Consider the following 26,456-nt stretch of genomic DNA (forward strand, 5'->3'; position numbering starts at 1 on the left):
TTGCTGTTTCCCATCGGAAATTCTATAATAGCACTAACGGAATAGTAATTCTTAAAACAATTCAACATGGCATTTATAGACTATTACAAAGTATTAGAAATAGACAAAAAAGCAACGGATGCCGAGATAAAAAAAGCATACCGAAAATTAGCCCGTAAGTACCATCCTGATGTCAACCCAAATGACAAAGAGGCTGAAAAAAAATTCAAAGAAATCAACGAAGCCAACGAAGTCCTTAGCAATCCTGAAAAAAGAAAAAAATACGATGCTTATGGCGAAAACTGGCAACACGCTGCCGAATATGAAAAAGCCCATCAGGATCAAAGGTATTACAACCAAAGTCAGCCTCATGAAGATTTTAATGCTTATGGCAGAGATGGCGATGATTATTCTGATTTTTTCGAATCGCTTTTTGGAAACAGCAGCAGAAGTCGTCGCAGAAATCAACAATACAAAGGTGCCGATTTTAGTACCGAACTAAGTTTAGACTTAAAAGAAGTTTATAGCACCCACAAACGCACCATTAACATCAACGGTCAGAACATTCGTTTTACCATTCCTGCCGGAGTTGAAAACGGTCAGACTATCAAGATATCCGGACATGGCGGCGATGGTATGAACGGAGGCCCTAAAGGCGATTTATACATTACTTTCTCCATAAAAAATCATCCTGATTTTAAACGGGATAAAAACAATTTGTACACCACCGTTACAATAGATTTATACAAAGCAGTACTAGGCGGCGAAATTACCGTAGCCACCTTTGACGGAAAAGCAAAACTTAAAATAAACCCGGGAACACAAAACGGTACCAAAGTAAAATTAAAAGGAAAAGGATTTCCAATTTACAAAGAAGAAGGGCATTTTGGAGATTTATACATTACTTTTCAAATTAAAATACCTACCAATCTTTCTCCCAGAGAACTTGAACTATTTACCGAACTATCTAAACTAAGAACATCATGAATACCGAAAATTTTATCCCGATAAATACATTATGCCAGCATTATAAAGTGGAAATTAACTTTTTTCACAATCTGAATGAAAACGGATTAATTGACATCCAGCTGGTGGATGATATCCAATACATTCACAAAGATTCTATTTATGAAATCGAAAAAATAGTACGCATGCACAAAGACCTTGATGTCAATATTGAAGGAATCGATATTGTTCTTAATTTACTTCAAAAAATTGACGCTCTGCAAACCGAGTTACACAAGGTTAGAAACCGATTATTGTTATACGAAAACTAAATTGAACTTAAACTATCAGGCTAAAAAACTCAAAAAAGCAGGAAAGCTGAACCGATTATTTTTTATATTTTGGCATCCAAGTAAAAAATAACCAAACCGCTATTAATGAAATCCATAAAACAATCTTTGATTCTATTATTCCTGTTTTTTTCGTTTATCCAAATCAATGCTGCCAATCCAAATCCTCCCTTCAACCTTAGAAGTTTTGACAAGCAAAACCCTATCGGAACTAATGACAAACCTTATTTTGGGTGGTATCTAAGCGATCCGGACACTAACGAAATACAATCGGCTTATCAGATTATTATTTCCTCAAGTTTAGCTAAACTGAAAGGAAACAAAGCGGATATCTGGGACAGCAAAAAAACCAATTCCAGAAAGCAAAATTATATTTATCCCGACAAAATGGTTCTTAAAGCCGCAACTACTTATTACTGGAAAGTACGCTGTTGGGACAAAGATGGTAACGTGAGTACTTATTCAACTCCTGCCAATTTCACAACAGGTTTATTAACCAATAGCGATTGGAATTCTGCACAATGGATCAAAAGAGATACTAAAGACAACGACGATTTTACTTATTTTAGAAAAAAAACCAATCTGCCTGACAAAATCATCAAAAAAGCAATCACCTACATTTCGGCCTGTCATAGTTACGAATTGTATGTTAACGGAAATTTTGTGGGTAAAGGATTCAACCACCATTATCCACAATACAGCTATTATAATGCCTGGGATATTACTGCCTTATTAAATAAAAATTCCGAAAACCTATTGGCTTGTCTTACGCACTGGTATGGTGGAGGTCAGGGGCGCGCCACAGGAAGCCGAGGTATGATTTTAAAAACAATTATCGAATACAATGACGGAACTCAAACTGTTATTGGTTCGAACAAATCCTGGAAGCAAACACAAGCTTCGCAATGGATTCAGGGACAACCGCAACGCAATGGCGAAGGTGTAGGCAGAGTCGAATTTGTAGATAGCCGAAAAAGTATTACTGATTGGAACAAAGTAAATTTAAACGACTCTAACTGGAAAAACGCCAGCGAAATTGGTCCCCAGCCTACCGCTCCCTGGACAGCTATTTTACAATCGGACTTAAGCCGTGTCATCGAAAAAGAGATCAAAGCAAAATCAATCCAAAAACTCGGAAACGGTAAATATATTATTGATTTAGGCAAAATATATGCCGGTAGTTTTAAAATTGCTTTCAACGAACGTGTTGCCGGAGATACTATCAAAATGCTGGGCGGATATGTTTTAAACAATGACGGAACTGTTTCATCCAAAATAAAACAATCTACCAATTTAAGTTTTAAGTACATTCCAAACGGAAACAATTCCATTTTTAATCCAAATGTTTACTTTGGAATGCGTTATTTACAAGTGGATAATGCACCAAACGAACTGAATCAAAACAATGTAAGTTTTATTAGTCGTCATTTCGAATTAGACTCTTCCAAATCTTCATTCGAGTCTTCAAATGAGATGCTTAATAAAACATGGGAATTGATGACTCACACGCTAATTCTGGGTGCACAGGAAAATTTTGTTGACACACCTACCCGGGAAAAAGGGGCTTTTTTATTAGATAGTTGGTCACAGGCGGTTCCTTGTATGAGTGTGATGTATGATCGAACAATGAATATGCGTGCCCTAAAAGAATTTCTTGAATCACAAGACCAATATTGGCCTGATGGAAGACTGAATGCTGTTTATCCAAATGTGGATGGAGCAAGAGACATTCCTGATTTCACCCAATCGTATTTGCTATGGGTTTGGGATTATTATATGCAAACTGGAAATATAGAATTTTTAAAATCTAATTATTCACGCCTGAAAAAAATTGCCGATTATGTCGATACTTACAAAAATGAAAATACAGGATTAATTCACCAACTAAAAGGTGGAAAAGGTTCTTATGAATTTGGAATTATAGACTGGCCCCCTACAATGCGCTATGGCTATGATACCGCTACTGATTCCAGAACAGTTATTGATGCTTATGCTTATGAGGATTTTAATATTCTTTCAAAAATTGCAGATTTCATTGGCAATACTACTGACAAAATGCTTTATGCCAACAAAGCCGAAGCCATCAAAAAAGCCATTAATACCCATTTAATTAATCAAAACGGACTGTATATTGACGGAATTAACAATGATCAAACCGTGAGTACGCATATCTCGCAACATGCTAACATCCTTCCTTATGCGCTAAATATTGTTCCTGAAAACAATAAAAAACAAGTCATTGACGAAATCAAAAGACTTAAAATGAGCGTTGGTATGGTTCCTCTGCGTTGGTTACCGGAATCTTTGGGGCTTGCTGATGAAGGAGCGCATTTGATTGATTTATACACCAATACTGAATGGGATGGCTGGGCTAAAACTATTGCACTTGGAGGAACTGCCACTTGGGAATCCTGGGATGCTAATGTAAGTGACCAAAGTATGTCGCATCCATGGGGTGCTGTGGGATTATTAGCCATTCAAAACTATATTTTAGGAATAAAAGCTTTAGCTCCTCAACACGAGAAAATCCAAATCAAACCATTATGGTTTGGAAACAAACTAACCTATGCCAAAGGAAATTATACAACCGATAAAGGCGATATTAAAGTAGATTGGAACTATTCTAACAACAAATACACTTTAAAAATCAGTGTTCCTAATAACTGTACGGCAAAAGTTTACCTGCCAAAATGTGGCAAAACCGGAAATACGATTAAAATGAACAACAAAGAAATCGTAGCTTCCGAAGAAGGAAACTATCTTTATATCGATACAATTGGTTCAGGAGAACACCTTTTGGAAAGATAATTCATTTTGAAAAACAATAAAAATTCCTTATTTCACAAGAGTTATACAGGTTTTTGAAAAAATATTTTAAAAAAATTTATTTTTATTTGTATATACAAATAAAAAAAGTGTTACATTTGTACCAACAAATAAAACAACTGGAATGAAAATTGAAGATGAAATAAAAAGTACGGTTGCATTAGACCTTTCGAAAAAAATTATTCTCAATATCATGTACACACAAAATATATTGAGTGAAAAATTTAATGAAGTCTTAAAACCTTATGATTTATCGGGAGAACAGTACAACGTATTGCGAATTCTGAGAGGTCAAAAAGGTAATCCGGCTAATATGTGTGTCATTCAGGAACGCATGATAGCTAAAACGAGTAATACTACCCGACTGGTTGACAAATTATTATTAAAAGAATTAGTAACGAGAAATGTCTGTCCGGAAAACCGAAGAAAAATTGAAGTTTTGATTACGCAAAAAGGATTAGATGTTTTAAGCGAATTAGATCCTAAAGTAATTGAACACGAAAATGCTCTGACCAGTAATTTAAGCACTGAAGAGCTAGAACAATTAAACACATTATTAGAAAAATACAGAAATCAATAATAAAATCATGAGCAAATTTATAGAACACCAAAATTGGAGATACGCAACAAAGAAATTTGATGCTGCAAAAAAAATATCAAAAGAAGATTTAAATATATTGAAAGAAGCCATTCGATTAAGTTCTTCTTCTTATGGATTACAACCTTACAAAGTAATCATTGTTGAAAATCCTGAATTAAGAGCCAAAATTCAACCGGCTGCCTGGGGACAATCTCAAATTGTTGAGGCTTCTCATCTGATTATTTTTGCTAATGAAACGCAACTGGACGAACAACACATTGACGATTACATTACGAACATTAGTGAAACAAGAAACATTCCTGTTGATTCATTATCCGGATATTCTGATTTCATGAAAGCAAAAATCCTGACACTTCCTCAGGAGACTAAAAATATCTGGACTGCAAAACAAACCTATTTAGCCTTAGGAAACCTGTTGAATGCAGCAGCCGAATTAAAAATTGATGTCACTCCAATGGAAGGTTTTGTTCCTGAACAAGTAAACGAAATTTTAGGTCTAGAAAAACTGGGATTAAACACTTCGCTTATCGCAACATTGGGTTACAGACACGAAGAAGATGCAACTCAGCATTATAAAAAAGTAAGAAAATCACAAGAAGAATTATTTATCACTCTATAATTATTAATCAAAATTTAAATTAAACAAAAATGAAAAATTTAAAAACAATTGCACTTGCATTATTCGTAGCTGTAGCTAGTATTTCAGTAAACGCACAAACTAAAAAAATTGACGCAAAAGCTTCTACTATCAAATGGGTAGGTAAAAAAGTAACAGGAGAACACTCCGGAACTGTAAACTTTAAAGATGGAGCTGTAGTATTTAAAGGAAAGAAATTAGTTGGTGGTACTTTTACTGTGAACATGACTACACTTACTGCTACTGATTTAACTGGTGAATACCAACAAAAATTAGACGGTCACTTGAAAGCTGACGATTTCTTCGGAACAGATAAATTCCCAACAGCTACTTTAGTAATCAAAAAAATTGGAGCAAAAGCTAAAGATGTTTATGCTGTAACTGCTGATTTAACTATCAAAGGAATCACAAAACCGGTTAATTTTGAACTTGCTGTAAAAGGAAACACTGCAACAACTGCATTTAAAGTGGACAGAACGAAATATGACATTAAATACGGTTCAGGAAACTTTTTCCAAGGTTTAGGAGACAAAACTATCTATGATGATTTTGAATTAGCTGTTGCTTTGAAATTCTAATCCAGATTACCATTTTACTTAGACAACCCCGGCATTTTTTGCCGGGGTTATTTTTTTATTCCTATTTCAATACCCAACAGTACTTTTATTACTCGTTTTACTTCAAAATCTTGCACTTTTATTGTAACTTTGAGAAAACGAACATCTTACACCAATACCAGAAAACCCAAAATTAGTACTAACCTAAACCATACATAAAATGAAAACCTTAAAACTACTATTCCTAACTGTTATTTTATTACTTTCTTATACAGTTACAAAAGCTCAAGCTAAAAAAATAGATGTTACTAAAAGTATCATTACCTGGACAGGAAAAAAAATAACCGGAGAACATGAAGGAACCATAAAATTTAAAGAAGGAGAACTTATTTTTAAAGACAACAAAATCACCGGAGGAAATTTTGTTGCCGACATGACTACTTTAAACAACACTGACCAAACCGGAAGTTCAAAAGCAAAACTGGAAGGACACTTAAAATCGGATGATTTTTTTGGAATCTACAATTTCAAAACGGCTATTTTAACTTTCAAAAACATTACCAGCAAAGGCAATAACACTTATACGGTGATTGCCACCTTAACCATTAAAGGTATTTCTCATCCTATAATTTTTGATTTAAACGTAAAAGGAAATACCGCAACAGCAAATTTAAAAATTGACCGAACAAAATATGATATTAAATATGGTTCAGGAAGTTATTTTGATGATTTAGGAGATAAAACCATTTATGATGTATTTGAATTAGCTGTAGCTTTGAAATTCTAATTTTAAAAAAAACTGTAATACAAAGGTTGTCTAAAGGACAACCTTTTTTATTTATCCAAAACCGCTTCATTTATAGAAAAAGTAACACATTCTTAACCTTTAGACAATTTAAAAAAAACATCCTCAAAAAAGCAGTTTCTAATTTTGTATTCCCCGATTTACCTAAACAATCAGACCTATTAATACAAAACTATGAAACTAAAAATTACATTCTCAATCTTAGGAATTATTAGCACTTTAATTTCTTTTGCCCAAGAATCGAAAGGAATTACCACTGCAGCCAATTCATTTAACAATTGGACTAATTTCAAACCTGCTTCAACAGAATACAATGAGCCAACCCATATTTTATCCGGTATCATTGACAAAGACATGACTTTATCAAACAAAAACACCTATTTACTTCTTGGTGTAGTTTATATAAAAAATGCTAATCTTACTATTGAGCCAGGAACCATTATTCGAGGAGATCAAAAAACATGTGGAACCTTAGTAATTACCCGCGGAGCAAAAATCCTTGCCGAAGGTTTAGAAACCAATCCGATAGTTTTTACTTCTAACAAAGACGGATACAGCCGAAAACCCGGAGATTGGGGAGGAATTATTTTATTAGGAAATGCTCCAATTAATAAAATTAACGGCATGAGTTTTCTTGATTTCAATCTTGATTCTTCCATGTGTCAATATGGAGGCAAAAATCCTGATGACAATTCAGGGATTTTAAAACATGTTCGCATTGAATATTCAGGCAGAAAACTCAATGAATTAAAAGAACTAAATGGATTGTCTTTAGCCGGAGTAGGAAAACAAACGGTACTTAGTAATATTCAAATCAGCTATTCGAATGATGATTCTTTCGAATGCTATGGCGGTGATGTGAATTTAGACCAGCTCATCTCCTACCGATGTACCGATGACGATTTTGATTTTACACAAGGTGCCCAATGTACTATTTCAAACAGCATTGCCATCAGATACCCTTACAATTCTGATTTTTCAGGTTCCCGATGTTTCGAAATCGACTCTTATGACAAACTTGAAAATGCTGATTTAAATAAAAAAAGCACTCAAATCACAGCTAATAATATTACGCTGATTAATATGGAAAGCAACAATCAGGGATTAGTTCGGGAATCTATTTTTATAAAAAAAGACAGTAATCTAACTTTAACTAATAGTGTCATTTCCGGATTTGCCCCTTTTATCCTAATGGGAAAAGATATTGAACCAATAGCTGAAAATTTATCTAAAATTAATTTCAATAATTTACTGATTAACAACTGCAAGGGAAGTTTTGAAAGTGAAGAAAAGAATTTGACAAACGAACTAACAAATTGGTATCTGAATAATTCTGTTTTGGAATTTAAAAACCTCGCTAACAGCGAATTATTCATGGATGCTAATTCAAAAAACAAACCTGATTTTAGAATTCGATTAAACAATAATGTTGTAAGCAACCATTAATTCTTAGAATCCAAACTCAGACATTAAACGAATATTACATTTTAAATTCATTTTTTATTTTATACTATTTGTAAATTAAAATTACATTCCTATATTTGCGTTATGGAAATGATTACAAATAATACTTGGTGGTGGAACAATTTACGTCAATAGTCGTGAACTAAGCTCCTATGGTATTATCTAAAATATAAAGGCTTGTCATCACGACAGGCCTTTTTTTTATGCTAAACGAAATAAAAAACAAAAACATATAATTTAAAAATACAGTACAATTGAAATCATTTAAACTCAATACTAAATTCAAACAAATACTGGCTGACACCATAACGCCTGTTAGCGTGTATTTTAAAATAAGAGACAAATTCCCTAATAGTCTTTTACTGGAAAGTAGTGATTATCACGGAAATGACAACAGTTTCTCCTACATCTGCTGCAATCCTATCGCATCGATTAAAATTGAAAACGAGACTATTTTCAAGCAATTCCCTGACGGAACTACTGAAACAATAGCTATCGATGCTCAAACCGATATTCCTGAGGTGATTCAGAATTTCTCAGGACAATTTCAATCTGAGAAAAACAATTTCAAATTCATCAACAACGGTTTGTTTGGTTACATTTCTTATGATGCTGTGCGCTATTTTGAAAAAGTAACTATCGCTAAAAAAGAAAACAGCAATACTATTCCTGATGTGTATTATGCCGTTTACCAAAATATTATTGCCATCAATCATTTTAAAAATGAGGCTTATATTTTCTGTCATAGTTTAGACGACCGCAACAACATTGCCGAAATTGAACAATTAATGCAATCCCGAAATATTCCTTCTTATAAATTTTCGAAAGAAGGTGAAGGTTATTCTAATTTGACTGACGAAGAATTCAAACAGAATGTGGCTTTAGCCAAAAAACACTGTTTCCGTGGTGATGTGTTCCAATTAGTACTTTCCAGACGATTTACCCAGGGTTTCAAAGGAGATGAGTTCAATGTGTACAGAGCACTAAGAAGCATTAACCCATCCCCTTACCTATTCTTTTTTGATTATGGTGATTTCAAAATATTTGGTTCTTCGCCTGAAGCCCAAATTATTGTAAAAAACAGAAAAGCCGAAATTCATCCTATTGCAGGAACCTTTAAAAGAACTGGCGATGATGAAAAAGATGCTGTTTTAGCCAAACAATTATCAGAAGACAAAAAAGAGAATAGCGAACACGTCATGTTGGTTGATTTGGCTCGAAATGATTTGAGTCGTCATGGACATAATGTAAACGTGGAGCGTTACAGAGAAGTGCAGTTTTTCTCTCACGTAATTCATTTGGTTTCAAAAGTAACAGGGCATTTGCATGAAGATGCTACCACTATGCAAGTAGTTGCCGATACTTTCCCGGCGGGAACTTTAAGTGGAGCTCCAAAACACAGAGCGATGCAGTTAATTGAAGATTACGAAAAAACGAATCGTAATTTTTATGGTGGCGCCATCGGTTTTATGGATTTTGAAGGCAACTTTAACCACGCCATTATGATTCGTACTTTCCTGAGCAAAAATCATCAGTTGCACTCTCAGGCCGGTGCCGGAATTGTAGCCAGTTCTGATGAAGAAAGCGAAATGCAGGAAGTATATAACAAATTAAGGGCATTAAATACGGCTTTGGATTTAGCTGAGACTATTTAGAATTAAATGACAGACAAAAAAAGTTAAGAGTTAAATGTTAAGCGAAAAAACGGATAACCTCTAACTCATAACACACAACTTTAGATAAAATGAAAAAAATATTAGTTATAGACAATTACGATAGCTTCACTTACAATCTGGTACATTATCTGGAAGATTTAAACTGTGAAGTAACGGTGTATAGAAACGACGAATTCGAATTAGACGAAATTGCTCATTTCGATAAAATCCTTCTTTCTCCGGGACCTGGAATTCCTGACGAAGCTGGTTTATTAAAACCGGTTATTGCAAAATACGGCTCTACCAAAAGCATCTTTGGTGTTTGCCTTGGACAGCAAGCCATTGGAGAAGTTTACGGCGGAACGCTTTCTAACTTAGATAAGGTTTATCACGGTGTTGCCACAAAAGTAAAAACCGTTGTGGATGACGAAATTTTATTTCAGGGCTTAGAAAAGGAATTTGAAGTAGGCCGTTACCATTCCTGGGTTGTAGATGCTACCTTACCAGAGGATTTAGAAGCCACTTCTTTTGACGAAAATGGTCAGGTGATGTCTTTACGTCACAAAACATTTGATGTTCGTGGAGTGCAATTTCATCCGGAAAGTGTGTTGACACCAAACGGAAAAAAAATGCTGGAAAACTGGGTTAATTCATAGTATTCAGTCAACAGATTTCAGTATTCAGTTAAAAACTTAGAACCTTAGTTACCTAGAGATTCTTAGCAACTTAAAAAAAATGAAAAACATATTAAATCGATTAATCAATAACGAATTACTTTCCAAAGAAGAAGCTAAAAACGTATTGGTTAACATTTCTAACGGAAGCTATAATCCGAGTCAAATTGCAGCTTTTTTAACCGTTTATATGATGCGAAGCATTAGTATTGACGAGTTGGCTGGGTTTAGAGAAGCGCTACAGGAATTGTGTGTCCGCATTGATTTATCCGATTATAACACCATCGATTTAGTAGGAACCGGAGGTGATGGAAAAGACACTTTCAACATTTCTACTTTAGCTTCTTTTTTAACGGCCGGAGCAGGAATAAAAGTAACTAAACACGGTAACTACGGTGTTTCTTCTATTACCGGTTCCAGCAACGTAATGGAAAGTTTAGGCATCAAATTCAGCAACGACGCTGATTTTCTAAGAAAATGTGTGGATCAGGCGGGAATTTGTATTCTGCACGCTCCCCTATTTCACCCTGCTATGAAAAATGTTGGGCCTATCCGAAAAGAATTAGGCGTAAGAACGATTTTCAATATTTTGGGACCAATGATTAATCCATCATTTCCAAAGAATCAACTGTTAGGGGTTTTCAATTTAGAATTGGCCAGAATGTATGGTTATTTATATCAAAATACCGATAGCAATTTTACCATTGTACATGCCTTAGACGGTTATGATGAAGTATCCTTAACAGGGGCTACAAAGGTAATTACCCATAACACTGAAAGAATGATTAACCCTGAAGATTTTGGAGTAAGTTTAATCAAACAAAGCGAAATTGAAGGCGGTAGCACTGTTCAGGAATCAGCGCAAATGTTTATCGATATCATTTCCGGAAAAGGAACCGAAGCGCAAAACAATGTGGTTTGTGCCAATGCAGGTCTGGCAATTGCTACCGTTACAGGATGCACGCCATTAGAAGGATTTGAACAGGCTAAGGAAAGTTTGTTCTCCGGAAAAGGATTGGCTGCCTTGAAAAAATTACAGGAATTGAGCAGATAAAAACAAACACGAATTTCACGAATTAGCACGAATTATTTTTTGTGCCTTTTTGACAAAATAATACAAAATGAACATACTAGACAGAATCATAGTTGACAAAAAACAAGAAGTAGTTTTAAAAAAATCAATCATTCCGGTTTCACAATTGGAAGCTTCAGTATTTTTTGGAAAAAAGACTATTTCTTTAAGCAACAATTTAAGAAACAGCAACTCAGGAATCATTGCCGAGCACAAACGCCGTTCACCTTCTAAAGCCGAAATCAATTATGGTTTTACGGTGGAAGAAGTGGTAAAAGGTTATGAAAGTGCCGGTGCTTGTGGGATTTCTGTTTTGACTGACGGAAAGTATTTTGGTGGTTCTTTAGACGATTTATTATTAGCAAGAGCTTCGGTGAACATTCCGCTATTGCGAAAAGAATTCATTGTGGATGAATACCAAATCCTGGAAGCTAAAGCTCATGGAGCCGACTTGATTTTACTGATTGCAGCTGTTTTGACACGCGAAGAAATCAAATCATTATCCGAATTTGCCAAAAGCTTAGGATTAGAAGTTTTATTGGAAGTTCACAATCAGGAAGAACTGGAAAAATCAATCATGCCTACACTGGATATGATTGGGGTAAATAACCGAAACCTGAAAACTTTCGAAGTAAGTCTGGATTTCAGTAAGCAATTAGCTGACTTAATCCCGAATGAATTTGTGAAAGTTTCTGAAAGCGGAATTAGCTCAGTTGATGCTATCAACAAACTAAAACCTTATGGTTACAAAGGTTTCCTTATTGGCGAAAATTTTATGAAAACCGATAATGCCGGAAAAGCAGCAACGGAATTTATTCAAAAGTTAGAAGTTAGAAGTTAGATTTCAGAAGGCAGAAGGCAGAAGGCAGAAGGCAGAAGGCAGAAAAAAACTTTGCGCCCCTTTGCGACTAATCCTTTGTGAATCTTTGCGGTTAAAAAACTTTGTGGTTAAAAAATTACAAATTATGAAACTAAAAGTCTGTGGCATGAAATATCTCGACAATATGCTCGAAGTAGGCGCACTCCTACCCGATTATATGGGATTTATATTTTGGGAAAAATCGTCCCGTTATTTTGATGGAGTAATGCCTGATTTACCCAATTCAATTAAAAAAACAGGCGTTTTTGTCAATGAAACTGTTGAAAACATTGTCAAAAAAGTACAAACGCACGATTTGCAAGCCGTACAATTACACGGACATGAATCTTTGGAATTTTGCGTAAATTTGAAAACGCAATTAGCGGCTGGTATCGAAATCATAAAAGTCTTTTCGGTTGCCGATGATTTTGATTTCTCCGTTTTGGAACCGTTTGAAGAGGTATGTGATTATTTTCTTTTTGATACCAAAGGAAAATTACCCGGAGGAAACGGAACTACCTTTGACTGGAAAGTTTTAGAGAAATACCCATCAACCAAACCGTTCTTCCTTAGTGGCGGAATTGGTTTAGACGAAATGGATGCTGTCAATGAAATAATAAAAACGCATTTACCCGTTTATGCTATTGACGTAAACAGTAAATTTGAAATAGAACCAGGATTGAAAAATTTAGAAGCACTACAGTGCATCGCAATAAAAAACAAATAAAATGTCATACAACGTTGATGAAAAAGGCTATTATGGCCAGTTTGGAGGAGCTTACATTCCTGAAATGTTATATCCAAATGTAGAGGAATTACGCCAACAATATTTGAAAATCATGGCCGAACCGGATTTTAAAGCCGAGTTCGACCAATTATTAAAAGATTATGTAGGACGTCCTAGTCCGTTGTATTTTGCAAAAAGACTTTCTGAAAAATACAATACCAAAATCTACTTAAAAAGAGAAGATTTAAATCATACCGGAGCGCACAAAATCAACAATACCATCGGACAAATTTTGGTTGCTAAAAAACTGGGAAAGAAACGTATTATTGCCGAAACCGGTGCCGGACAGCACGGTGTGGCAACCGCTACCGTTTGTGCTTTAATGGGACTGGAATGTATTGTATATATGGGAGAAATTGACATTGCCCGCCAAGCTCCAAACGTTGCCCGTATGAAAATGCTGGGAGCTACCGTTCGTGCTGCTCTTTCTGGTTCAAGAACACTGAAAGATGCTACCAACGAGGCTATTCGCGACTGGATTAACAATCCTGTGGATACGCATTATATCATTGGTTCAGCCATTGGACCTCATCCTTATCCGGATATGGTAACGCGTTTTCAAAGCGTGATTTCTGAGGAAATCAAATGGCAGTTAAAAGAAAAAGAAGGACGTGAAAATCCGGATTATGTAGTAGCCTGTATTGGTGGCGGAAGTAACGCTGCCGGAACTTTTTACCACTTTTTGCACGAACCGGAAGTAGGAATCATTGCTGTGGAAGCAGCCGGAAAAGGTGTGAATTCCGGTCATAGTGCCGCAACGAGTAAGTTAGGAAAAGTAGGTATCATTCACGGTTGTAAAACACTTTTGATGCAAACGCCTGACGGACAAATTACCGAGCCTTATTCTATTTCAGCCGGATTGGATTATCCTGGCGTAGGACCTATGCACGCACATTTGGCAGAAACAGGTCGTGCCGAATTTTTCTCAGTAACCGATGATGAGGCTATGACAGCAGGATTAGAACTTTGTAAATTGGAAGGAATTATCCCTGCTATTGAATCTTCTCATGCTTTGGCGGTGTTGAACGAAAAGAAATTCAAACCCGAAGATGTGGTGGTTATCTGTCTTTCAGGTCGTGGTGACAAAGATTTAAATAACTACATCGAATATTTTAAAATATAATCAGGGCGTTACCTCCGATAAAAAAAATCGGGGGTCGGGCTTCCCGATAGCTATCGGGACGTTCCCACTACCATCCCTAACGCAAACAAAAAGAACGTTCAATTTTCAAACCAGAACAAATGGAAAAATTATTTGCTTACGGAACTTTAAAAGACAAAAACATTCAGGAAAATATTTTTGGACGTACCCTAAAAGGAGTTCCGGACAGATTAATCGGTTATGTGATTAATTATATCGAAATTGAAGAAGAATTTGGACTGGAAAAATATCCGATTATTGTTGCAACCAATAATCCCGAAGACATTGTCAATGGTGTGGTATATGACATCAGCGAAAAAGACGTTTACCTTGCCGACACCTACGAAGGTCTGCATTACAAACGCATCGAAGTAACTCTGGAATCCCTGCAAACTGCCTGGGCTTACATTGTTACTAATTAAAATAGAAAACTAAAATAGTTACCCAATATATCATTCCGAGGGACGAAGCAATCACATCAAGTGATTCAGATAGTGAGATTCCTTCGTTCCTCGGAATGACTTTTCAGGTGTTTAAAAAAGATACAATGAACAGAATCGAACAAAAATTACAAGAAGACAAAAAAATACTTTCCATCTATTTCTCGGCGGGATATCCTAATCTAAATGATACGGTACAAATTATTCAGGACTTAGAAAAAAACGGAGTTGACCTAATTGAAATTGGATTGCCTTTCAGTGATCCATTGGCCGATGGCCCTACTATTCAGGCCAGTTCCACTGCTGCTTTGCACAACGGTATGACCACTCAAATTTTGTTTGACCAACTAAAAGACATCCGTAAAACGGTTGCTATTCCGTTAATTATCATGGGCTATTTTAACCCGATGTTGCAATATGGTGTGGAAGCTTTTTGCCAAAAATGTGCCGAAATTGGTATTGATGGATTAATCATTCCTGATTTGCCTGTGAATGTCTATGCCGATGAATACAAAGCTACTTTTGACAAATACGGATTAATCAATATCTTTTTGATCACACCACAAACTTCTGACGAGCGCATTCGTTTTATAGACAGCGTTTCCAGCGGATTTATCTATATGGTGAGCTCGGCAAGTGTTACGGGATCACAATCCGGTTTTGGAAGCACACAGGAAAACTATTTCAAACGTATTGCCGATTTGAACCTTAAAAACCCACAAATTGTAGGCTTCGGAATCAACAATGTCGAAACTTTCAATCAGGCTACTCAATATGCCAAAGGTGCTATTATTGGAAGTGCTTTCATCACCCACCTTAAAGAAAATGGAAGCGGAAAAATTGCTGATTTTGTGAAAGCGATTCGATAATCCCTCACATAAATAATGAACATAAAAAAATCCGATTTGATTACACAAATCGGATTTTTTTATGGCGTTTGCTATTTAATAGTATTAAAAGAAAAAATAATAGTATGCCTTTTGATATGTAAGAAATAATTCTATTTTTGTAGAGTACATAAAAAATAATGCGCAATAATAATAACAAAAAACATGCGTATAACATACCAATAAAGGATATAACTAGTCCAATTTATGCGCATATAAACTAGTTAGCCGTAATTATTTAGAACCTATCATTATGAAAATTAAATATCAAATATTTGTAAGCTCAACTTTTGAAGACTTAGTTGAAGAACGCGAATTAGTTATTAAAGCTATTCTCGAAATGGGACATATACCTGTAGGAATGGAAATGTTTAGTGCGGGTGATGAAGAACAATGGAAACTTATTCAGCGACAGATAGATGATTGTGATTATTACGTTGTAATATGTGCGCATCGTTATGGCTCGCAAGATGGAGACTTGAGCTATACAGAAAAGGAATATGACTATGCATTCTCAAAAGGAATTCCAACATTAGGATTTGTCATTGGAGATAAGGCTGAATGGCCAGTTAATAAAAGTGATACTGATACTCAGAAGAAAACAAGTCTAGATCTCTTTAAAAATAAAATCAAAAAGAAATTGATTAGTTACTGGCAAAACAAAGAAGATCTTTATGGTAAAGTATCTATTGCTTTAATGAAACAATTTACTACTAATCCTGGGGTTGGATGGATAAAAAGTAATGAATTGGCTGGACCAGAAGTTCTAATTGAACTTACGAGATTGAGTAAAGAAAATTCTAATTTCAGAGAAGAAATTAAACAATTAAAATTCAAAATTGAAGCAGAAGAAACTTCAAAATATGACAAACTAATTGCTTCCTTAAGAAATCACGAAATTAACCTAAGTTTTTATTATAAAAACGGTTCTGATTGGGAAGACTCAGAAAAGCTAAGTCTATATAGGATTTTTAAATTACTTGCTCCTGAATGTATGAGTGAACTATCTTCAGTAGATACTGCAATGTATTTGAGTTATTTCAAAACACAGAAAGAGCGAGAGTTAAGAGCAACTTTTCCAGTCCCAAGAAATACAATCAAACAGATTTTTGCTGACTTTGTCGTCTTGAATTTAGTAAAACCATCATTGAAGAAACATAGTGTAAAAGATGAAAATGAATATTGGACTTTGACAGAGGAAGGAATAATGGTATATAAAGAAATTAGACGTCAAATTATTGATAATCCAAAATCAGAAACTGAAACTAATAGTGACGGAAATGACAAAAAAGAAATTACTAATGAGAAGACCAGTAAAAAATAACCCCAATCTGGTGCTCGATTGCATTGAGTCCCCACTTACATGAAAAGTTAAATCGTAGCGTTTGCAACACGGCTCAATAAAACCAAACCATGAAAAAATTTCCTTTTTTTAAACCTTTCTTTTTATTTTCCATCATCTTCAGTTGTTTTTGTGCTGCAAATGCTGCTCCTGTAAACCTAATTTCAAAAGAAATACGCTCCAATTTCAACTATACTTTTGGAGAAAAACCAATTGGCGGAAAAGCTGTTTACATTCCTATTGAATTAAAAAATAACGATTTTAATTCGAGCGATAGCGAATGGAGTTACCAAAGAAGTGCATCATCAGACAATATCATTATTTTCTGGGCAAAAGGATTTGGACAATATCCTGACAAAGCTCCAAATCCAAAACTGAATGTCGATATCAATGCTGTTTTGACAAAGGCCGAAAAGTATTATTCCTATTATCGGGATACGATGCAATTTGTACAAAAAGGAAAATCAAAAACTGATCAATACCGAATGATAATTATTCTTCGTTATCAGGAAGAATGGTTGGCCACAGGCGCGGGATATGATAATGTTATAGGCGCTTTATGGGTAAATCCCTGGGCTTCTAACACCGATTCTGCTTTGGCTCATGAATTTGGTCATACCTTTCAATATCAAACCGCCTGCGATGGCAATTATGGTTTTAGAGATCAAAACTATGTGGGGCAATTTTGGGAACAATGCGCCCAATTTATGTCATGGCAAATTAATAATGACAGCTTTACCAGAGAAATACCTCGTTTCTTAGAAAATACGCACAAACATTTTTCGCATGAAGATTACCGGTACCAATCGATGTATTTGATGGAATTTTGGAAACAAAAACACGGAATCGATTTTTTAGGAAAACTATGGCGAAGTGCTCAAACTCCTGAACATCCGCTGCAAACCTACAAAAGAATCACAGGAATCAATCAGGAACAATTGAATGACGAGTTTTTTGAATATGCCTGCAAAAATATCAGTTGGGATTATCCTTTAGGAAATCACAATAAAACCTTTATTAAAAACTTAGCTGCTGCTGAACAAACAAAATACACGCATCACACGGCATTAGAAGCCATTAATAATGGTTATTACAAAATAGCCGACAAGCAAATTCCTCAAGTTTATGGTTACAATGCCATTCCGCTTAGTGTTCCAGAATCAGGAACAAAAGTCGCTGTAGATTTCGAAGGATTAAAAGGGCAATGGTCAGCTATTGAAGGATGGCGTTACGGCTTTGTTGTGATAAAAGAAAATGACACTGCAATTTATGGGAAGATGAAAAAAACAAAAAAAGGCAAAACTACCATCACAATACCTCAGGATGCTAAAGAACTTTGGCTTGTGGTAACCGGAGCTGCTACCGAACACCGAAACCATGTATGGGATGATAAACCTGACAATGATGAAAATTTCCCCTATAAAGTTAAATTTACAAACACATCATTGAAAGATTAATCCAAATTGGTTCGATTGCATCAGGTCAACTTCAATTGGAAACAACCTAATTAACTGAAAATCTATCTCTTTAGAACCAACAAAATCCGTAACTTACTAAAAAAATAGTACGATGAAATTTTCCTTAGTATTCATTGCAATAATAGCCTCAATTACAGTAAAAGCCCAAGACCTCACCGGACAATGGAATAGTGTTTTGAAAATTCAGGGCACACAGTTTCGTCTTGTTTTTAATGTATCTAAAACGGATAATGGATTTAGTGCCACGATGGACAGCCCGGATCAAAAGGCAAAAGGCATTCCTGTAAGTAAAACCACAGTTGAAAATGCAAAAATTACATTTGAAATCACAAATGCAGGAATTGAATATAGCGGCGAATTAAAAGATGATGAAATTGTTGGTACTTTTAAACAAAACGGACATGAATTCCCTATGAATTTATCGAAGAAAGTCATTGAAAAGGAAATACTGAAAAGACCACAGGAACCTCAAAAACCCTATCCTTATCATCTTGAAGAAGTCACATTTCAAAACAACACAGCTCATATTACTTTAGCAGGAACACTGACATTACCTAAAAAAGCAGGCGTTTTTCCGGCTGTTATACTGATTTCAGGCAGTGGACCACAAGATAGAAATGAAGAAATATTCGGGCACAAACCCTTTCTTATAATGGCTGATTATTTAACCCGAAACGGAATTGCAGTACTGAGATACGATGATCGAGGAGTTGGACAATCGAAAGGAAATTTTAAAACAGCAACTTCAGCCGACTTTGCAACCGATGTGGAAAGTGCAGTTGCTTATTTGAAAACCCGAAAAGAAATCAGTAAAATTGGCTTAATAGGTCATAGCGAAGGTGGGTTGATTGCACCAATGGTTGCCAACAAATCTAACGATGTTGCCTTCATTGTTTTACTCGCTGCTCCGGGAATTCAAGGAGACCAAATCCTTTTATTACAACAAAAGTTAATTGGAAAAGCATCGGGAATTAGTGATGCAGATTTACAAAAAAATGAATTAGTCAACCGAAAAATCTATGATATTGTCAACAAATCAAGTAGTTTGGAACAACTCAACATAGACTTAGCCCATTACTTAAAAACTGCTTTAAAAGACAATTCCAAAAGCGAAAAACCGGCAACAATGAGCGATGACGAATTTGTAAAACTTCAGGTGAGTCAAATAGCAACGCCCTGGATGCAATATTTCATTAAGTACAATCCGACTCCTGCATTAGAAAAAGTAAAATGTCCTGTTTTAGCACTCAATGGTGAAAAAGATGTACAAGTAGCTGCCAATGAAAATATCGATGCGATAACGAAAGCTTTGGCGAAAGCCGGAAATAAAAAAGTAACTGCAAAAATACTCCCTAACTTAAACCATTTATTTCAGGAGTGCCAAACAGGTGCTCCATCCGAATATGCAACAATCGAGCAAACATTTTCACCTTTGGTATTAGAAGAAATAAACAAATGGATCAATACGCAAACGAAATAAAAACTCATAATCAATTCAATTATGCTCACTGATATTCACCCTAAATTACCAATGCGTGATAAAAAAATCACCAAAGATTTTTACATAAAAAAGTTGGGATTTCAAGAATTTGGAAACGCTGATTACGATTTTTACCTGATGATTCAAAAAGATCAGGTACAGTTGCATTTCTTTGAGTTTAAAGAGTTGGTACCAACTGAAAATTATGGTCAGGTTTATTTGCGTACCGATACTATTGAAGAATTGTACCAGGAGTTTTTAAATAATGAAGTTGAAATTCACCCCAATGGTCATTTAGAGACCAAGCATTGGGGACAAAAAGAATTTTCAATACTCGATCCGGATAATAATCTGCTTACTTTCGGTCAAAGTGCTTTTTGAATAAAAAACTAACTAATGTTAACTAATCTACGTAAATGAGTTCATAATGCTTACTTTTGATAGTCTAATTGATAGTATCGAAACATGAATACCCTCTTTATCAAAAATATGGTTTGCAACCGCTGTATTATGGTGGTTCAGAATGAAATGGATAAATTAAATTTAGCCGTTAAAAATATTAAATTAGGAGAAGTCGTATTCGAAAATGAATTATCGGAAGAACAAAAAACAACAATCGATAAAGCTTTAAGTCCTTTAGGATTCGAGCTCATAGACGACAAAAAAAGCCGGATTATTGAAAAGATAAAAAACACTATTATCCAACTCGTACACCATCAGGACAGTGGATTAAGAAACAATCTGTCGGAGGTACTCAGCAACGAACTCCATCACGATTACAATTATTTATCCAATCTGTTTTCGGAAATTGAGGGAACAACCATCGAAAAATATTTTATTTCGCAAAAAATAGAACGGGTAAAAGAATTGTTAGTCTATGACCAATTGTCCTTAAGCGAAATTGCATTCCAACTCAATTATTCCAGTGTGGCTTATTTGAGTAACCAATTCAAAAAAGTAACCGGCCTTACTCCCAGCTATTTCAAACAAATCAAGGAAAACAAAAGAAAGCCTTTAGACCAATTGTAAATCTTACAAATCTATTCCAAAATTACACAATAGTTCTCCTTGATTTTATCGCCAACTTTGTATGTATAATTAAAATTACACATCATGGCAACGAATCATCAAAATACTATAAAAAAAACCTTTCCCGTTTTGGGAATGTCCTGCGCTTCCTGTGCCATTAGTGCCGAAAGTATCGTAAAACCTATTGATGGCGTTATTGATGCCAGCGTCAATTTTGCCACAGCAACTCTGGCCGTTGAATATTTGCCTAATAAAACCAATCCTTCGGTTTTACAAAAAGCAGTACAATCGATAGGTTATGATTTGCTGATAGAAAACGAAGCAACACAGCAGGAAACGCTGGAAGCTATTCATGAGAAAAACTTCCATTTGCTAAAGCAAAAAACAATCTGGGCAATACTATTATCGCTTCCTGTAGTTGCCATTGGAATGTTTGCGATGAATATCCCTTATGCCAATGAAATCATGTGGTTCTTTACCTCTCCGGTAGTACTTTGGTTCGGAAAAGATTTCTTTATCAACGCCTGGAAACAAACCAAACACCGTTCGGCTAACATGGATACTCTGGTAGCTTTGAGTACCGGTATTGCTTATCTGTTTAGTGTTTTCAACATGCTTTTCACTGATTTCTGGCATCAAAGAGGCTTACATGCCCATGTGTATTTTGAAGCGGCTTCGGTAGTTATTGCTTTTATTCTTTTGGGAAAATTATTGGAAGAAAAAGCCAAAGGCAACACCTCATCGGCAATTAAAAAACTAATGGGATTACAACCCAAAACAGTCGTTTTAATTTTGCCCGATGGACAGCAAAAAGAAATAGCTATAGAAGAGGTCCATGTTGGCGATACAATTCTGGTGAAACCGGGCGAGAAAATTGCTGTTGACGGAATAGTACTCTCCGGCAATTCTTATGTAGACGAAAGCATGCTAAGCGGCGAGCCCATTCCTGTATTGAAAACGACCAACGAAAAAGTCTTTGCCGGTACCATCAATCAAAAAGGTAGTTTCCAGTTTAAAGCCTTAAAAGTGGGCAAAGAAACCATGCTGGCTCAAATAATCAAAATGGTGCAAGATGCCCAGGGAAGTAAGGCTCCTGTGCAAAAATTAGTAGATAAAATTGCGGGGATTTTTGTTCCAATAGTTATCGGAATTGCACTGCTTACTTTTATACTATGGCTGTTATTAGGAGGCAATAACGGCATCGTTCACGGACTTTTAGCAGCAGTAACCGTATTAGTAATTGCCTGTCCTTGTGCTTTAGGGTTAGCCACTCCCACCGCAATCATGGTAGGTGTAGGTAAAGCAGCCGAGCAAGGGATTTTGATTAAAGATGCCGAAAGCCTCGAATTAGCTAAAAAAATCAATGCCGTTGTACTGGATAAAACAGGAACCATTACCGAAGGTAAACCCAAAGTAACCGCTATAAAATGGCTGAATGAAGACACACTGGCAAAACAAATTCTATTGAGTATCGAAAAACAATCCGAACATCCTCTGGCAGAAGCGGTTGTCAATTATTTTACTGATATTAAAGACATTCAACTGCTTTCTTTCGAAAGTATTACAGGAAAAGGAGCTAAAGCAACTTATGCTGACGAAAGCTATTTTGTAGGGAATAAAAAATTAATGGCAGACAACAATATTAGCATTGACGACGAATTACAACAACAAAGTGATCAATGGAGCCAGCAATCCCAAACCGTGATATGGTTTGCCAATAGTAAAAAAAACCTGGCTGTAATTGCAATTTCGGACAAAATAAAGGAAACTTCTCTTGCTGCTATTGAACAACTGAAAGCAATGGATGTCGAAATCTATATGCTCACTGGCGACAATGAAACCACAGCTAAAGCAATTGCAGAACAAACCGGAATAGAACATTACAAAGCTGAAGTCTTACCACAGCACAAAGCCGATTTTATCAAAGAATTACAAAGTCAGGGAAAAATAGTAGCCATGGTAGGCGACGGAATTAATGACAGTACCGCTCTGGCAACCGCCGATGTAAGTATTGCCATGGGAAAAGGCAGCGATATTGCCATGGACGTTGCTAAAATGACGCTCATTTCATCTGACCTGATGAAAATACCACAGGCTATCAAATTGTCCAGACAAACCGTAGCAACCATTAAGCAAAATCTTTTTTGGGCATTTATCTATAATGTAATCGGTATTCCTATTGCGGCAGGAATCCTTTACCCTATTAACGGATTCCTACTGAATCCGATGCTTGCCGGAGCAGCAATGGCCCTGAGTAGCGTAAGTGTTGTAAGCAACAGTTTAAGGTTGAAATGGAAAAAATAACAAACGGCATTATACCAAAACAATCGGACTAAAATATAATTATAAATGGTATAAAAACCGTAAATATCATAAATCAAACAGGAAATAGCGCAATAAAAAAGAACGCTAATTTATCCAACTTTGTATCAGTAAATAACATTTAATTTTTAAACAAAATGGAAAATAAACATAAAACACATCAGTTCAAAACGAACATTAATTGTAGTGGCTGTATCGCAACAGTAACTCCTTTTCTAAATGAAATTGAAGGCGTATCTGATTGGGAAGTAGACACTGCTAACAAAGACAAAATTCTAACTGTAAAAACAGAAGAGACTAAAGAACAGCAAATTATAGAAGTGGTTCAAAAAGCCGGCTTCAAAATCGAATCATTAAACAATTAAATTCAAGCATCATGAAAAAGAACTTATTACTAGCGGCAATATTACTTTTTGGATATTCCGTTTTTGCCCAAAACACAAACACTCTTGTCAACAATTACATTGGCGTAAAAAATGCTCTGGTTAACAGCGATGCTAAAACAGCTAAGCAAACTATCAATTCATTATACCAAAGTATCAAAGAGGAAAGCAATTTTAAACAAAAAGAAAGCTTGTTAAAATCTACCGAAAAGATGGTCAAAGCCGACAACATCGAAAAACAAAGAGAAGCCTTTAATACGGTATCAACCACTTTATGGGACATTGTAAAAAACTCCGAAAAAATCAACCATACAGTGTACTATCAATACTGCCCTATGAAAAAAGCCTATTGGTTAAGTACTGAAAAAGAAATCAAAAATCCTTACTACGGTGCTGCCATGCTTAGTTGTGGTTCAGTTGTAGCAACAAAATAACCTCATCAAAACATGATTATGAACACCATTTATTCTTTACAAAAACAGCTATTTATAATTGTATTAGTATTCTTTACAATACAATTGACCTTTTCTCAAAAAGTAGTTCATTATGATCTTTTTGTAAAAGATACTATCGTAAACTATGCCGGAAAAGAAAAAAGAGCCATTGCTGTAAACGGTCAAATCCCCATGCCTACTCTTACTTTTACCGAAGGAGATACTGCCGAAATTGTTGTTCATAATCAACTCAAAGAGAGCACTTCTTTACATTGGCACGGTGTATTTCTTCCCAATAAAGAAGATGGTGTTCCCTATCTTACCCAAATGCCTATCCAACCCGGCGAAACATACACGTACCGATTTCCTATTATTCAAAATGGGACACATTGGTACCATTCACATTCCGGATTTCAGGAACAAATTGGTATGTATGGTAATTTTATAATGCTAAAAAAAACAAATGATACAACTTTCCGCAAAGGCATTGACGATTTACCTTCTATTCCCATAATTCTGAGTGAATGGACAAACCTAAAACCGGATAATATCCAGAGAATGCTGCGCAATGCCAATGACTGGGCTGCTATTAAAAAAGGTGCTACACAAAGTTATGCCGAAGCCATCAGAGAGGGACATTTTAAAACCAAACTTACTAACGAATGGAAACGAATGTTAGCCATGGACGTGAGCGATGTGTATTACGACAAAATACTGATGAACGGTAATCCCGAAACAGTATTGAAAACTATAAACGGAAAATCACTTAAAGCCGGCGACAAAGTGAGGTTTCGTATTGCCAATGGTGGTGCTTCTTCCTATTTCTGGCTTCGTTATGCCGGTGGAAAAATAACGGTGGTAGCCAATGATGGAAATGATGTAAAACCCGTTGAAGTTGACCGATTGCTTATTGCAGTTTCAGAAACGTATGATGTAATTGTGACCATCCCCGAAGATGGAAAATCCTATGAATTTATGGCTACAACCGAAGACCGTACCAACTCGGCGAGTTATTTTATAGGAAATGGAACTAAAGAATACATAGCTCCTCTGCCTCGTCTCAAATATTTTGAAGGGATGAAGATGATGAACGACATGATGAAAATGAACGGTGATCTTGATGATATGGGAATGAATATGAGTCTCAATCAAATGGATATGAATATGGTGATGTACCCTGAAATAACCGGAGAAACTAAAAAGAAAGAAGACCACAGCCAGCACAATATGGATATGGACAACAATCCCGACCGTTATAATGCAAATGCTTCAGGCGAAATTAAAACCCTAAACTATGCCATGTTACAATCGCCACATTCTACTGTACTTCCGAAAGATGCTCCGGTAAAAGAACTCCAATTTACCCTTACGGGAAACATGAACCGATATGTGTGGAGTATGGATAATAAAATCCTTTCCGAAACCGATAAAATCCCCGTAAAAAAAGGCGAAATACTCCGCATTACACTCTACAACAACTCGATGATGCGCCATCCTATCCATCTGCATGGCTTTGATTTTAGGCTTTTAAATGGTCAAGGCGATAATGCACCTCTCAAAAATGTACTGGACATCATGCCAATGGAAACAGACACCATTGAATTTTTGGCAAACGAAGAAGGCGATTGGTTTTTTCATTGTCATATTTTATACCACATGATGGCAGGAATGAATAGGGTATTTGAAGTAGGCGATTACAAAAATCCACAACTTCCCAATAAAAAAGAAGCCTATAAAATGTTGCAAAAAGAAAGTGATATGCCGCACCTGATGGCAACAAGTGATTTTGCAAACAATGGTATCGACGGAGAAGCCATGCTTCAAAAATCGCGATGGAGTTTGGGAACCGAATGGCGATTGGGTTATAATACAATGCACGGTTATGAAACAGAAACCCACCTGGGAAGATACATTGGAAAAATGCAATGGCTAATGCCTTTTATCGGTTTTGACTGGCGTTACCGCAAAATGGGAATCGACGAACAGGAAACGAATTTATTTAAACAAAGTAACAAAAAAGACAATCGAAGTGCTTTTAGTCTGGGAGTGATGTACACCCTTCCGATGTTAGTTAATTTTCAAACCGAAATATACCAGGACGGAATAATTCGTCTATCCTTAATGCGCGAAGACATCCCAATTTCGAAGAGATTAAGAGCCGGATTTATGGTTAATACCGATAAAGAATACATGGTTGATTTACGCTACATCATCACTAAAAACATTGGTATTCGTTCGCATTACGACAGCGACATGGGATTTGGCACAGGATTATCGATAAATTATTAAAATATCCACTAAAGTTTTCG

The 26,456-nt window shown here is 35.8% G+C and carries 25 protein-coding genes; all 25 read left to right on the top strand.

Going from position 1 to position 26,456, the window contains the following annotated elements; translation table 11 throughout:
• Window positions 1-66 precede the first annotated feature (66 nt).
• The 25 genes from IEV84_RS08465 (at window position 67) to IEV84_RS08585 (ending at window position 26,436) form a co-directional block, all read left to right on the top strand.
• Window positions 67-966 carry a DnaJ C-terminal domain-containing protein gene (locus tag IEV84_RS08465; RefSeq protein WP_188493845.1) on the top strand — a complete coding sequence of 300 codons (900 nt, stop codon included), beginning with the start codon at window positions 67-69 and terminating at the stop codon, window positions 964-966.
• Window positions 963-1,256, top strand: a complete 294-nt coding sequence (locus IEV84_RS08470; protein ID WP_188493846.1) for a chaperone modulator CbpM — start codon at window positions 963-965, stop codon at window positions 1,254-1,256. The genes IEV84_RS08465 and IEV84_RS08470 overlap by 4 nt, the downstream gene beginning before the upstream one ends.
• A gap of 105 nt (window positions 1,257-1,361) precedes the next feature.
• A complete protein-coding gene (locus IEV84_RS08475) occupies window positions 1,362-4,082 on the top strand; it encodes a family 78 glycoside hydrolase catalytic domain (RefSeq protein WP_188493847.1) in 2,721 nt (906 codons plus the stop codon).
• 142 nt (window positions 4,083-4,224) lie between these two features.
• Window positions 4,225-4,680, top strand: coding sequence for a MarR family winged helix-turn-helix transcriptional regulator (locus tag IEV84_RS08480; RefSeq protein ID WP_188493848.1), 456 nt, complete (start codon window positions 4,225-4,227; stop codon window positions 4,678-4,680).
• A 7-nt stretch (window positions 4,681-4,687) separates the two neighbouring features.
• Window positions 4,688-5,320, top strand: a complete 633-nt coding sequence (locus IEV84_RS08485; protein WP_188493849.1) for an NAD(P)H-dependent oxidoreductase — start codon at window positions 4,688-4,690, stop codon at window positions 5,318-5,320.
• Window positions 5,321-5,349: 29 nt separating this feature from the next.
• On the top strand, window positions 5,350-5,916 hold the full coding sequence (locus tag IEV84_RS08490) for a YceI family protein (protein WP_188493850.1): 567 nt from the start codon (window positions 5,350-5,352) through the stop codon (window positions 5,914-5,916).
• A 199-nt stretch (window positions 5,917-6,115) separates the two neighbouring features.
• A complete protein-coding gene (locus IEV84_RS08495) occupies window positions 6,116-6,682 on the top strand; it encodes a YceI family protein (RefSeq protein ID WP_188493851.1) in 567 nt (188 codons plus the stop codon).
• A gap of 192 nt (window positions 6,683-6,874) precedes the next feature.
• Complete coding sequence (locus IEV84_RS08500; protein WP_188493852.1) at window positions 6,875-8,146, top strand: beta-helix domain-containing protein; 1,272 nt, start codon at window positions 6,875-6,877, stop codon at window positions 8,144-8,146.
• Window positions 8,147-8,418: 272 nt separating this feature from the next.
• Window positions 8,419-9,819 carry an anthranilate synthase component I family protein gene (locus IEV84_RS08505; protein ID WP_188493853.1) on the top strand — a complete coding sequence of 467 codons (1,401 nt, stop codon included), beginning with the start codon at window positions 8,419-8,421 and terminating at the stop codon, window positions 9,817-9,819.
• An 89-nt stretch (window positions 9,820-9,908) separates the two neighbouring features.
• The gene (locus IEV84_RS08510) at window positions 9,909-10,475 is read left to right on the top strand and encodes an anthranilate synthase component II (RefSeq protein WP_188493854.1); all 567 of its coding nucleotides are present in this window, start codon (window positions 9,909-9,911) and stop codon (window positions 10,473-10,475) included.
• 79 nt (window positions 10,476-10,554) lie between these two features.
• On the top strand, window positions 10,555-11,547 hold the full coding sequence (trpD, locus tag IEV84_RS08515; RefSeq protein ID WP_188493855.1) for an anthranilate phosphoribosyltransferase: 993 nt from the start codon (window positions 10,555-10,557) through the stop codon (window positions 11,545-11,547).
• A 67-nt stretch (window positions 11,548-11,614) separates the two neighbouring features.
• Window positions 11,615-12,406 (top strand): indole-3-glycerol phosphate synthase TrpC, encoded by a 792-nt coding sequence (gene trpC / locus IEV84_RS08520; protein ID WP_188493856.1) that lies wholly within the window; start codon window positions 11,615-11,617, stop codon window positions 12,404-12,406.
• 124 nt (window positions 12,407-12,530) lie between these two features.
• Window positions 12,531-13,151 carry a phosphoribosylanthranilate isomerase gene (locus IEV84_RS08525; RefSeq protein WP_188493857.1) on the top strand — a complete coding sequence of 207 codons (621 nt, stop codon included), beginning with the start codon at window positions 12,531-12,533 and terminating at the stop codon, window positions 13,149-13,151.
• A 1-nt stretch (window position 13,152) separates the two neighbouring features.
• Window positions 13,153-14,334 (top strand): tryptophan synthase subunit beta, encoded by a 1,182-nt coding sequence (trpB, locus tag IEV84_RS08530; protein WP_188493858.1) that lies wholly within the window; start codon window positions 13,153-13,155, stop codon window positions 14,332-14,334.
• Between the two features lie 119 nt (window positions 14,335-14,453).
• Complete coding sequence (locus IEV84_RS08535; RefSeq protein ID WP_188493859.1) at window positions 14,454-14,774, top strand: gamma-glutamylcyclotransferase family protein; 321 nt, start codon at window positions 14,454-14,456, stop codon at window positions 14,772-14,774.
• Between the two features lie 125 nt (window positions 14,775-14,899).
• On the top strand, window positions 14,900-15,661 hold the full coding sequence (gene trpA, locus IEV84_RS08540) for a tryptophan synthase subunit alpha (protein WP_188493860.1): 762 nt from the start codon (window positions 14,900-14,902) through the stop codon (window positions 15,659-15,661).
• 271 nt (window positions 15,662-15,932) lie between these two features.
• Window positions 15,933-17,003 carry a DUF4062 domain-containing protein gene (locus IEV84_RS08545; protein WP_188493861.1) on the top strand — a complete coding sequence of 357 codons (1,071 nt, stop codon included), beginning with the start codon at window positions 15,933-15,935 and terminating at the stop codon, window positions 17,001-17,003.
• A gap of 89 nt (window positions 17,004-17,092) precedes the next feature.
• Window positions 17,093-18,478, top strand: coding sequence for a DUF6055 domain-containing protein (locus IEV84_RS08550; protein WP_188493862.1), 1,386 nt, complete (start codon window positions 17,093-17,095; stop codon window positions 18,476-18,478).
• A gap of 112 nt (window positions 18,479-18,590) precedes the next feature.
• On the top strand, window positions 18,591-19,979 hold the full coding sequence (locus IEV84_RS08555; RefSeq protein ID WP_188493863.1) for an alpha/beta hydrolase family protein: 1,389 nt from the start codon (window positions 18,591-18,593) through the stop codon (window positions 19,977-19,979).
• A 21-nt stretch (window positions 19,980-20,000) separates the two neighbouring features.
• Window positions 20,001-20,360, top strand: coding sequence for a bleomycin resistance protein (locus IEV84_RS08560; protein WP_188493864.1), 360 nt, complete (start codon window positions 20,001-20,003; stop codon window positions 20,358-20,360).
• Between the two features lie 84 nt (window positions 20,361-20,444).
• Window positions 20,445-21,008 (top strand): helix-turn-helix domain-containing protein, encoded by a 564-nt coding sequence (locus tag IEV84_RS08565; protein ID WP_188493865.1) that lies wholly within the window; start codon window positions 20,445-20,447, stop codon window positions 21,006-21,008.
• 84 nt (window positions 21,009-21,092) lie between these two features.
• Window positions 21,093-23,312, top strand: coding sequence for a heavy metal translocating P-type ATPase (locus IEV84_RS08570; RefSeq protein WP_188493866.1), 2,220 nt, complete (start codon window positions 21,093-21,095; stop codon window positions 23,310-23,312).
• A gap of 155 nt (window positions 23,313-23,467) precedes the next feature.
• Window positions 23,468-23,695, top strand: coding sequence for a heavy-metal-associated domain-containing protein (locus IEV84_RS08575; RefSeq protein WP_188493867.1), 228 nt, complete (start codon window positions 23,468-23,470; stop codon window positions 23,693-23,695).
• An 11-nt stretch (window positions 23,696-23,706) separates the two neighbouring features.
• Entirely contained in the window at window positions 23,707-24,147 is a 441-nt protein-coding gene (locus tag IEV84_RS08580) for a DUF3347 domain-containing protein (RefSeq protein WP_188493868.1), read from the top strand.
• An 18-nt stretch (window positions 24,148-24,165) separates the two neighbouring features.
• Window positions 24,166-26,436 (top strand): multicopper oxidase family protein, encoded by a 2,271-nt coding sequence (locus IEV84_RS08585; RefSeq protein WP_188493869.1) that lies wholly within the window; start codon window positions 24,166-24,168, stop codon window positions 26,434-26,436.
• Window positions 26,437-26,456: the final 20 nt, after the last annotated feature.

Origin of the sequence: Flavobacterium palustre (assembly GCF_014639535.1) — a bacterium.
Taxonomy (GTDB): Bacteria; Bacteroidota; Bacteroidia; order Flavobacteriales; family Flavobacteriaceae; genus Flavobacterium; species Flavobacterium palustre.

What these genes read in the sequence shown, in the direction of transcription:
- IEV84_RS08465 (WP_188493845.1), top strand. Translation starts at nt 67, where the DNA reads ATGGCATTTATAGACTATTACAAAGTATTAGAAATAGACAAAAAAGCA.
- IEV84_RS08470 (WP_188493846.1), top strand. Translation starts at nt 963, where the DNA reads ATGAATACCGAAAATTTTATCCCGATAAATACATTATGCCAGCATTAT.
- IEV84_RS08475 (WP_188493847.1), top strand. Translation starts at nt 1,362, where the DNA reads ATGAAATCCATAAAACAATCTTTGATTCTATTATTCCTGTTTTTTTCG.
- IEV84_RS08480 (WP_188493848.1), top strand. Translation starts at nt 4,225, where the DNA reads ATGAAAATTGAAGATGAAATAAAAAGTACGGTTGCATTAGACCTTTCG.
- IEV84_RS08485 (WP_188493849.1), top strand. Translation starts at nt 4,688, where the DNA reads ATGAGCAAATTTATAGAACACCAAAATTGGAGATACGCAACAAAGAAA.
- IEV84_RS08490 (WP_188493850.1), top strand. Translation starts at nt 5,350, where the DNA reads ATGAAAAATTTAAAAACAATTGCACTTGCATTATTCGTAGCTGTAGCT.
- IEV84_RS08495 (WP_188493851.1), top strand. Translation starts at nt 6,116, where the DNA reads ATGAAAACCTTAAAACTACTATTCCTAACTGTTATTTTATTACTTTCT.
- IEV84_RS08500 (WP_188493852.1), top strand. Translation starts at nt 6,875, where the DNA reads ATGAAACTAAAAATTACATTCTCAATCTTAGGAATTATTAGCACTTTA.
- IEV84_RS08510 (WP_188493854.1), top strand. Translation starts at nt 9,909, where the DNA reads ATGAAAAAAATATTAGTTATAGACAATTACGATAGCTTCACTTACAAT.
- trpD (WP_188493855.1), top strand. Translation starts at nt 10,555, where the DNA reads ATGAAAAACATATTAAATCGATTAATCAATAACGAATTACTTTCCAAA.
- trpC (WP_188493856.1), top strand. Translation starts at nt 11,615, where the DNA reads ATGAACATACTAGACAGAATCATAGTTGACAAAAAACAAGAAGTAGTT.
- IEV84_RS08525 (WP_188493857.1), top strand. Translation starts at nt 12,531, where the DNA reads ATGAAACTAAAAGTCTGTGGCATGAAATATCTCGACAATATGCTCGAA.
- trpB (WP_188493858.1), top strand. Translation starts at nt 13,153, where the DNA reads ATGTCATACAACGTTGATGAAAAAGGCTATTATGGCCAGTTTGGAGGA.
- IEV84_RS08535 (WP_188493859.1), top strand. Translation starts at nt 14,454, where the DNA reads ATGGAAAAATTATTTGCTTACGGAACTTTAAAAGACAAAAACATTCAG.
- trpA (WP_188493860.1), top strand. Translation starts at nt 14,900, where the DNA reads ATGAACAGAATCGAACAAAAATTACAAGAAGACAAAAAAATACTTTCC.
- IEV84_RS08545 (WP_188493861.1), top strand. Translation starts at nt 15,933, where the DNA reads ATGAAAATTAAATATCAAATATTTGTAAGCTCAACTTTTGAAGACTTA.
- IEV84_RS08550 (WP_188493862.1), top strand. Translation starts at nt 17,093, where the DNA reads ATGAAAAAATTTCCTTTTTTTAAACCTTTCTTTTTATTTTCCATCATC.
- IEV84_RS08555 (WP_188493863.1), top strand. Translation starts at nt 18,591, where the DNA reads ATGAAATTTTCCTTAGTATTCATTGCAATAATAGCCTCAATTACAGTA.
- IEV84_RS08560 (WP_188493864.1), top strand. Translation starts at nt 20,001, where the DNA reads ATGCTCACTGATATTCACCCTAAATTACCAATGCGTGATAAAAAAATC.
- IEV84_RS08565 (WP_188493865.1), top strand. Translation starts at nt 20,445, where the DNA reads ATGAATACCCTCTTTATCAAAAATATGGTTTGCAACCGCTGTATTATG.
- IEV84_RS08570 (WP_188493866.1), top strand. Translation starts at nt 21,093, where the DNA reads ATGGCAACGAATCATCAAAATACTATAAAAAAAACCTTTCCCGTTTTG.
- IEV84_RS08575 (WP_188493867.1), top strand. Translation starts at nt 23,468, where the DNA reads ATGGAAAATAAACATAAAACACATCAGTTCAAAACGAACATTAATTGT.
- IEV84_RS08580 (WP_188493868.1), top strand. Translation starts at nt 23,707, where the DNA reads ATGAAAAAGAACTTATTACTAGCGGCAATATTACTTTTTGGATATTCC.
- IEV84_RS08585 (WP_188493869.1), top strand. Translation starts at nt 24,166, where the DNA reads ATGAACACCATTTATTCTTTACAAAAACAGCTATTTATAATTGTATTA.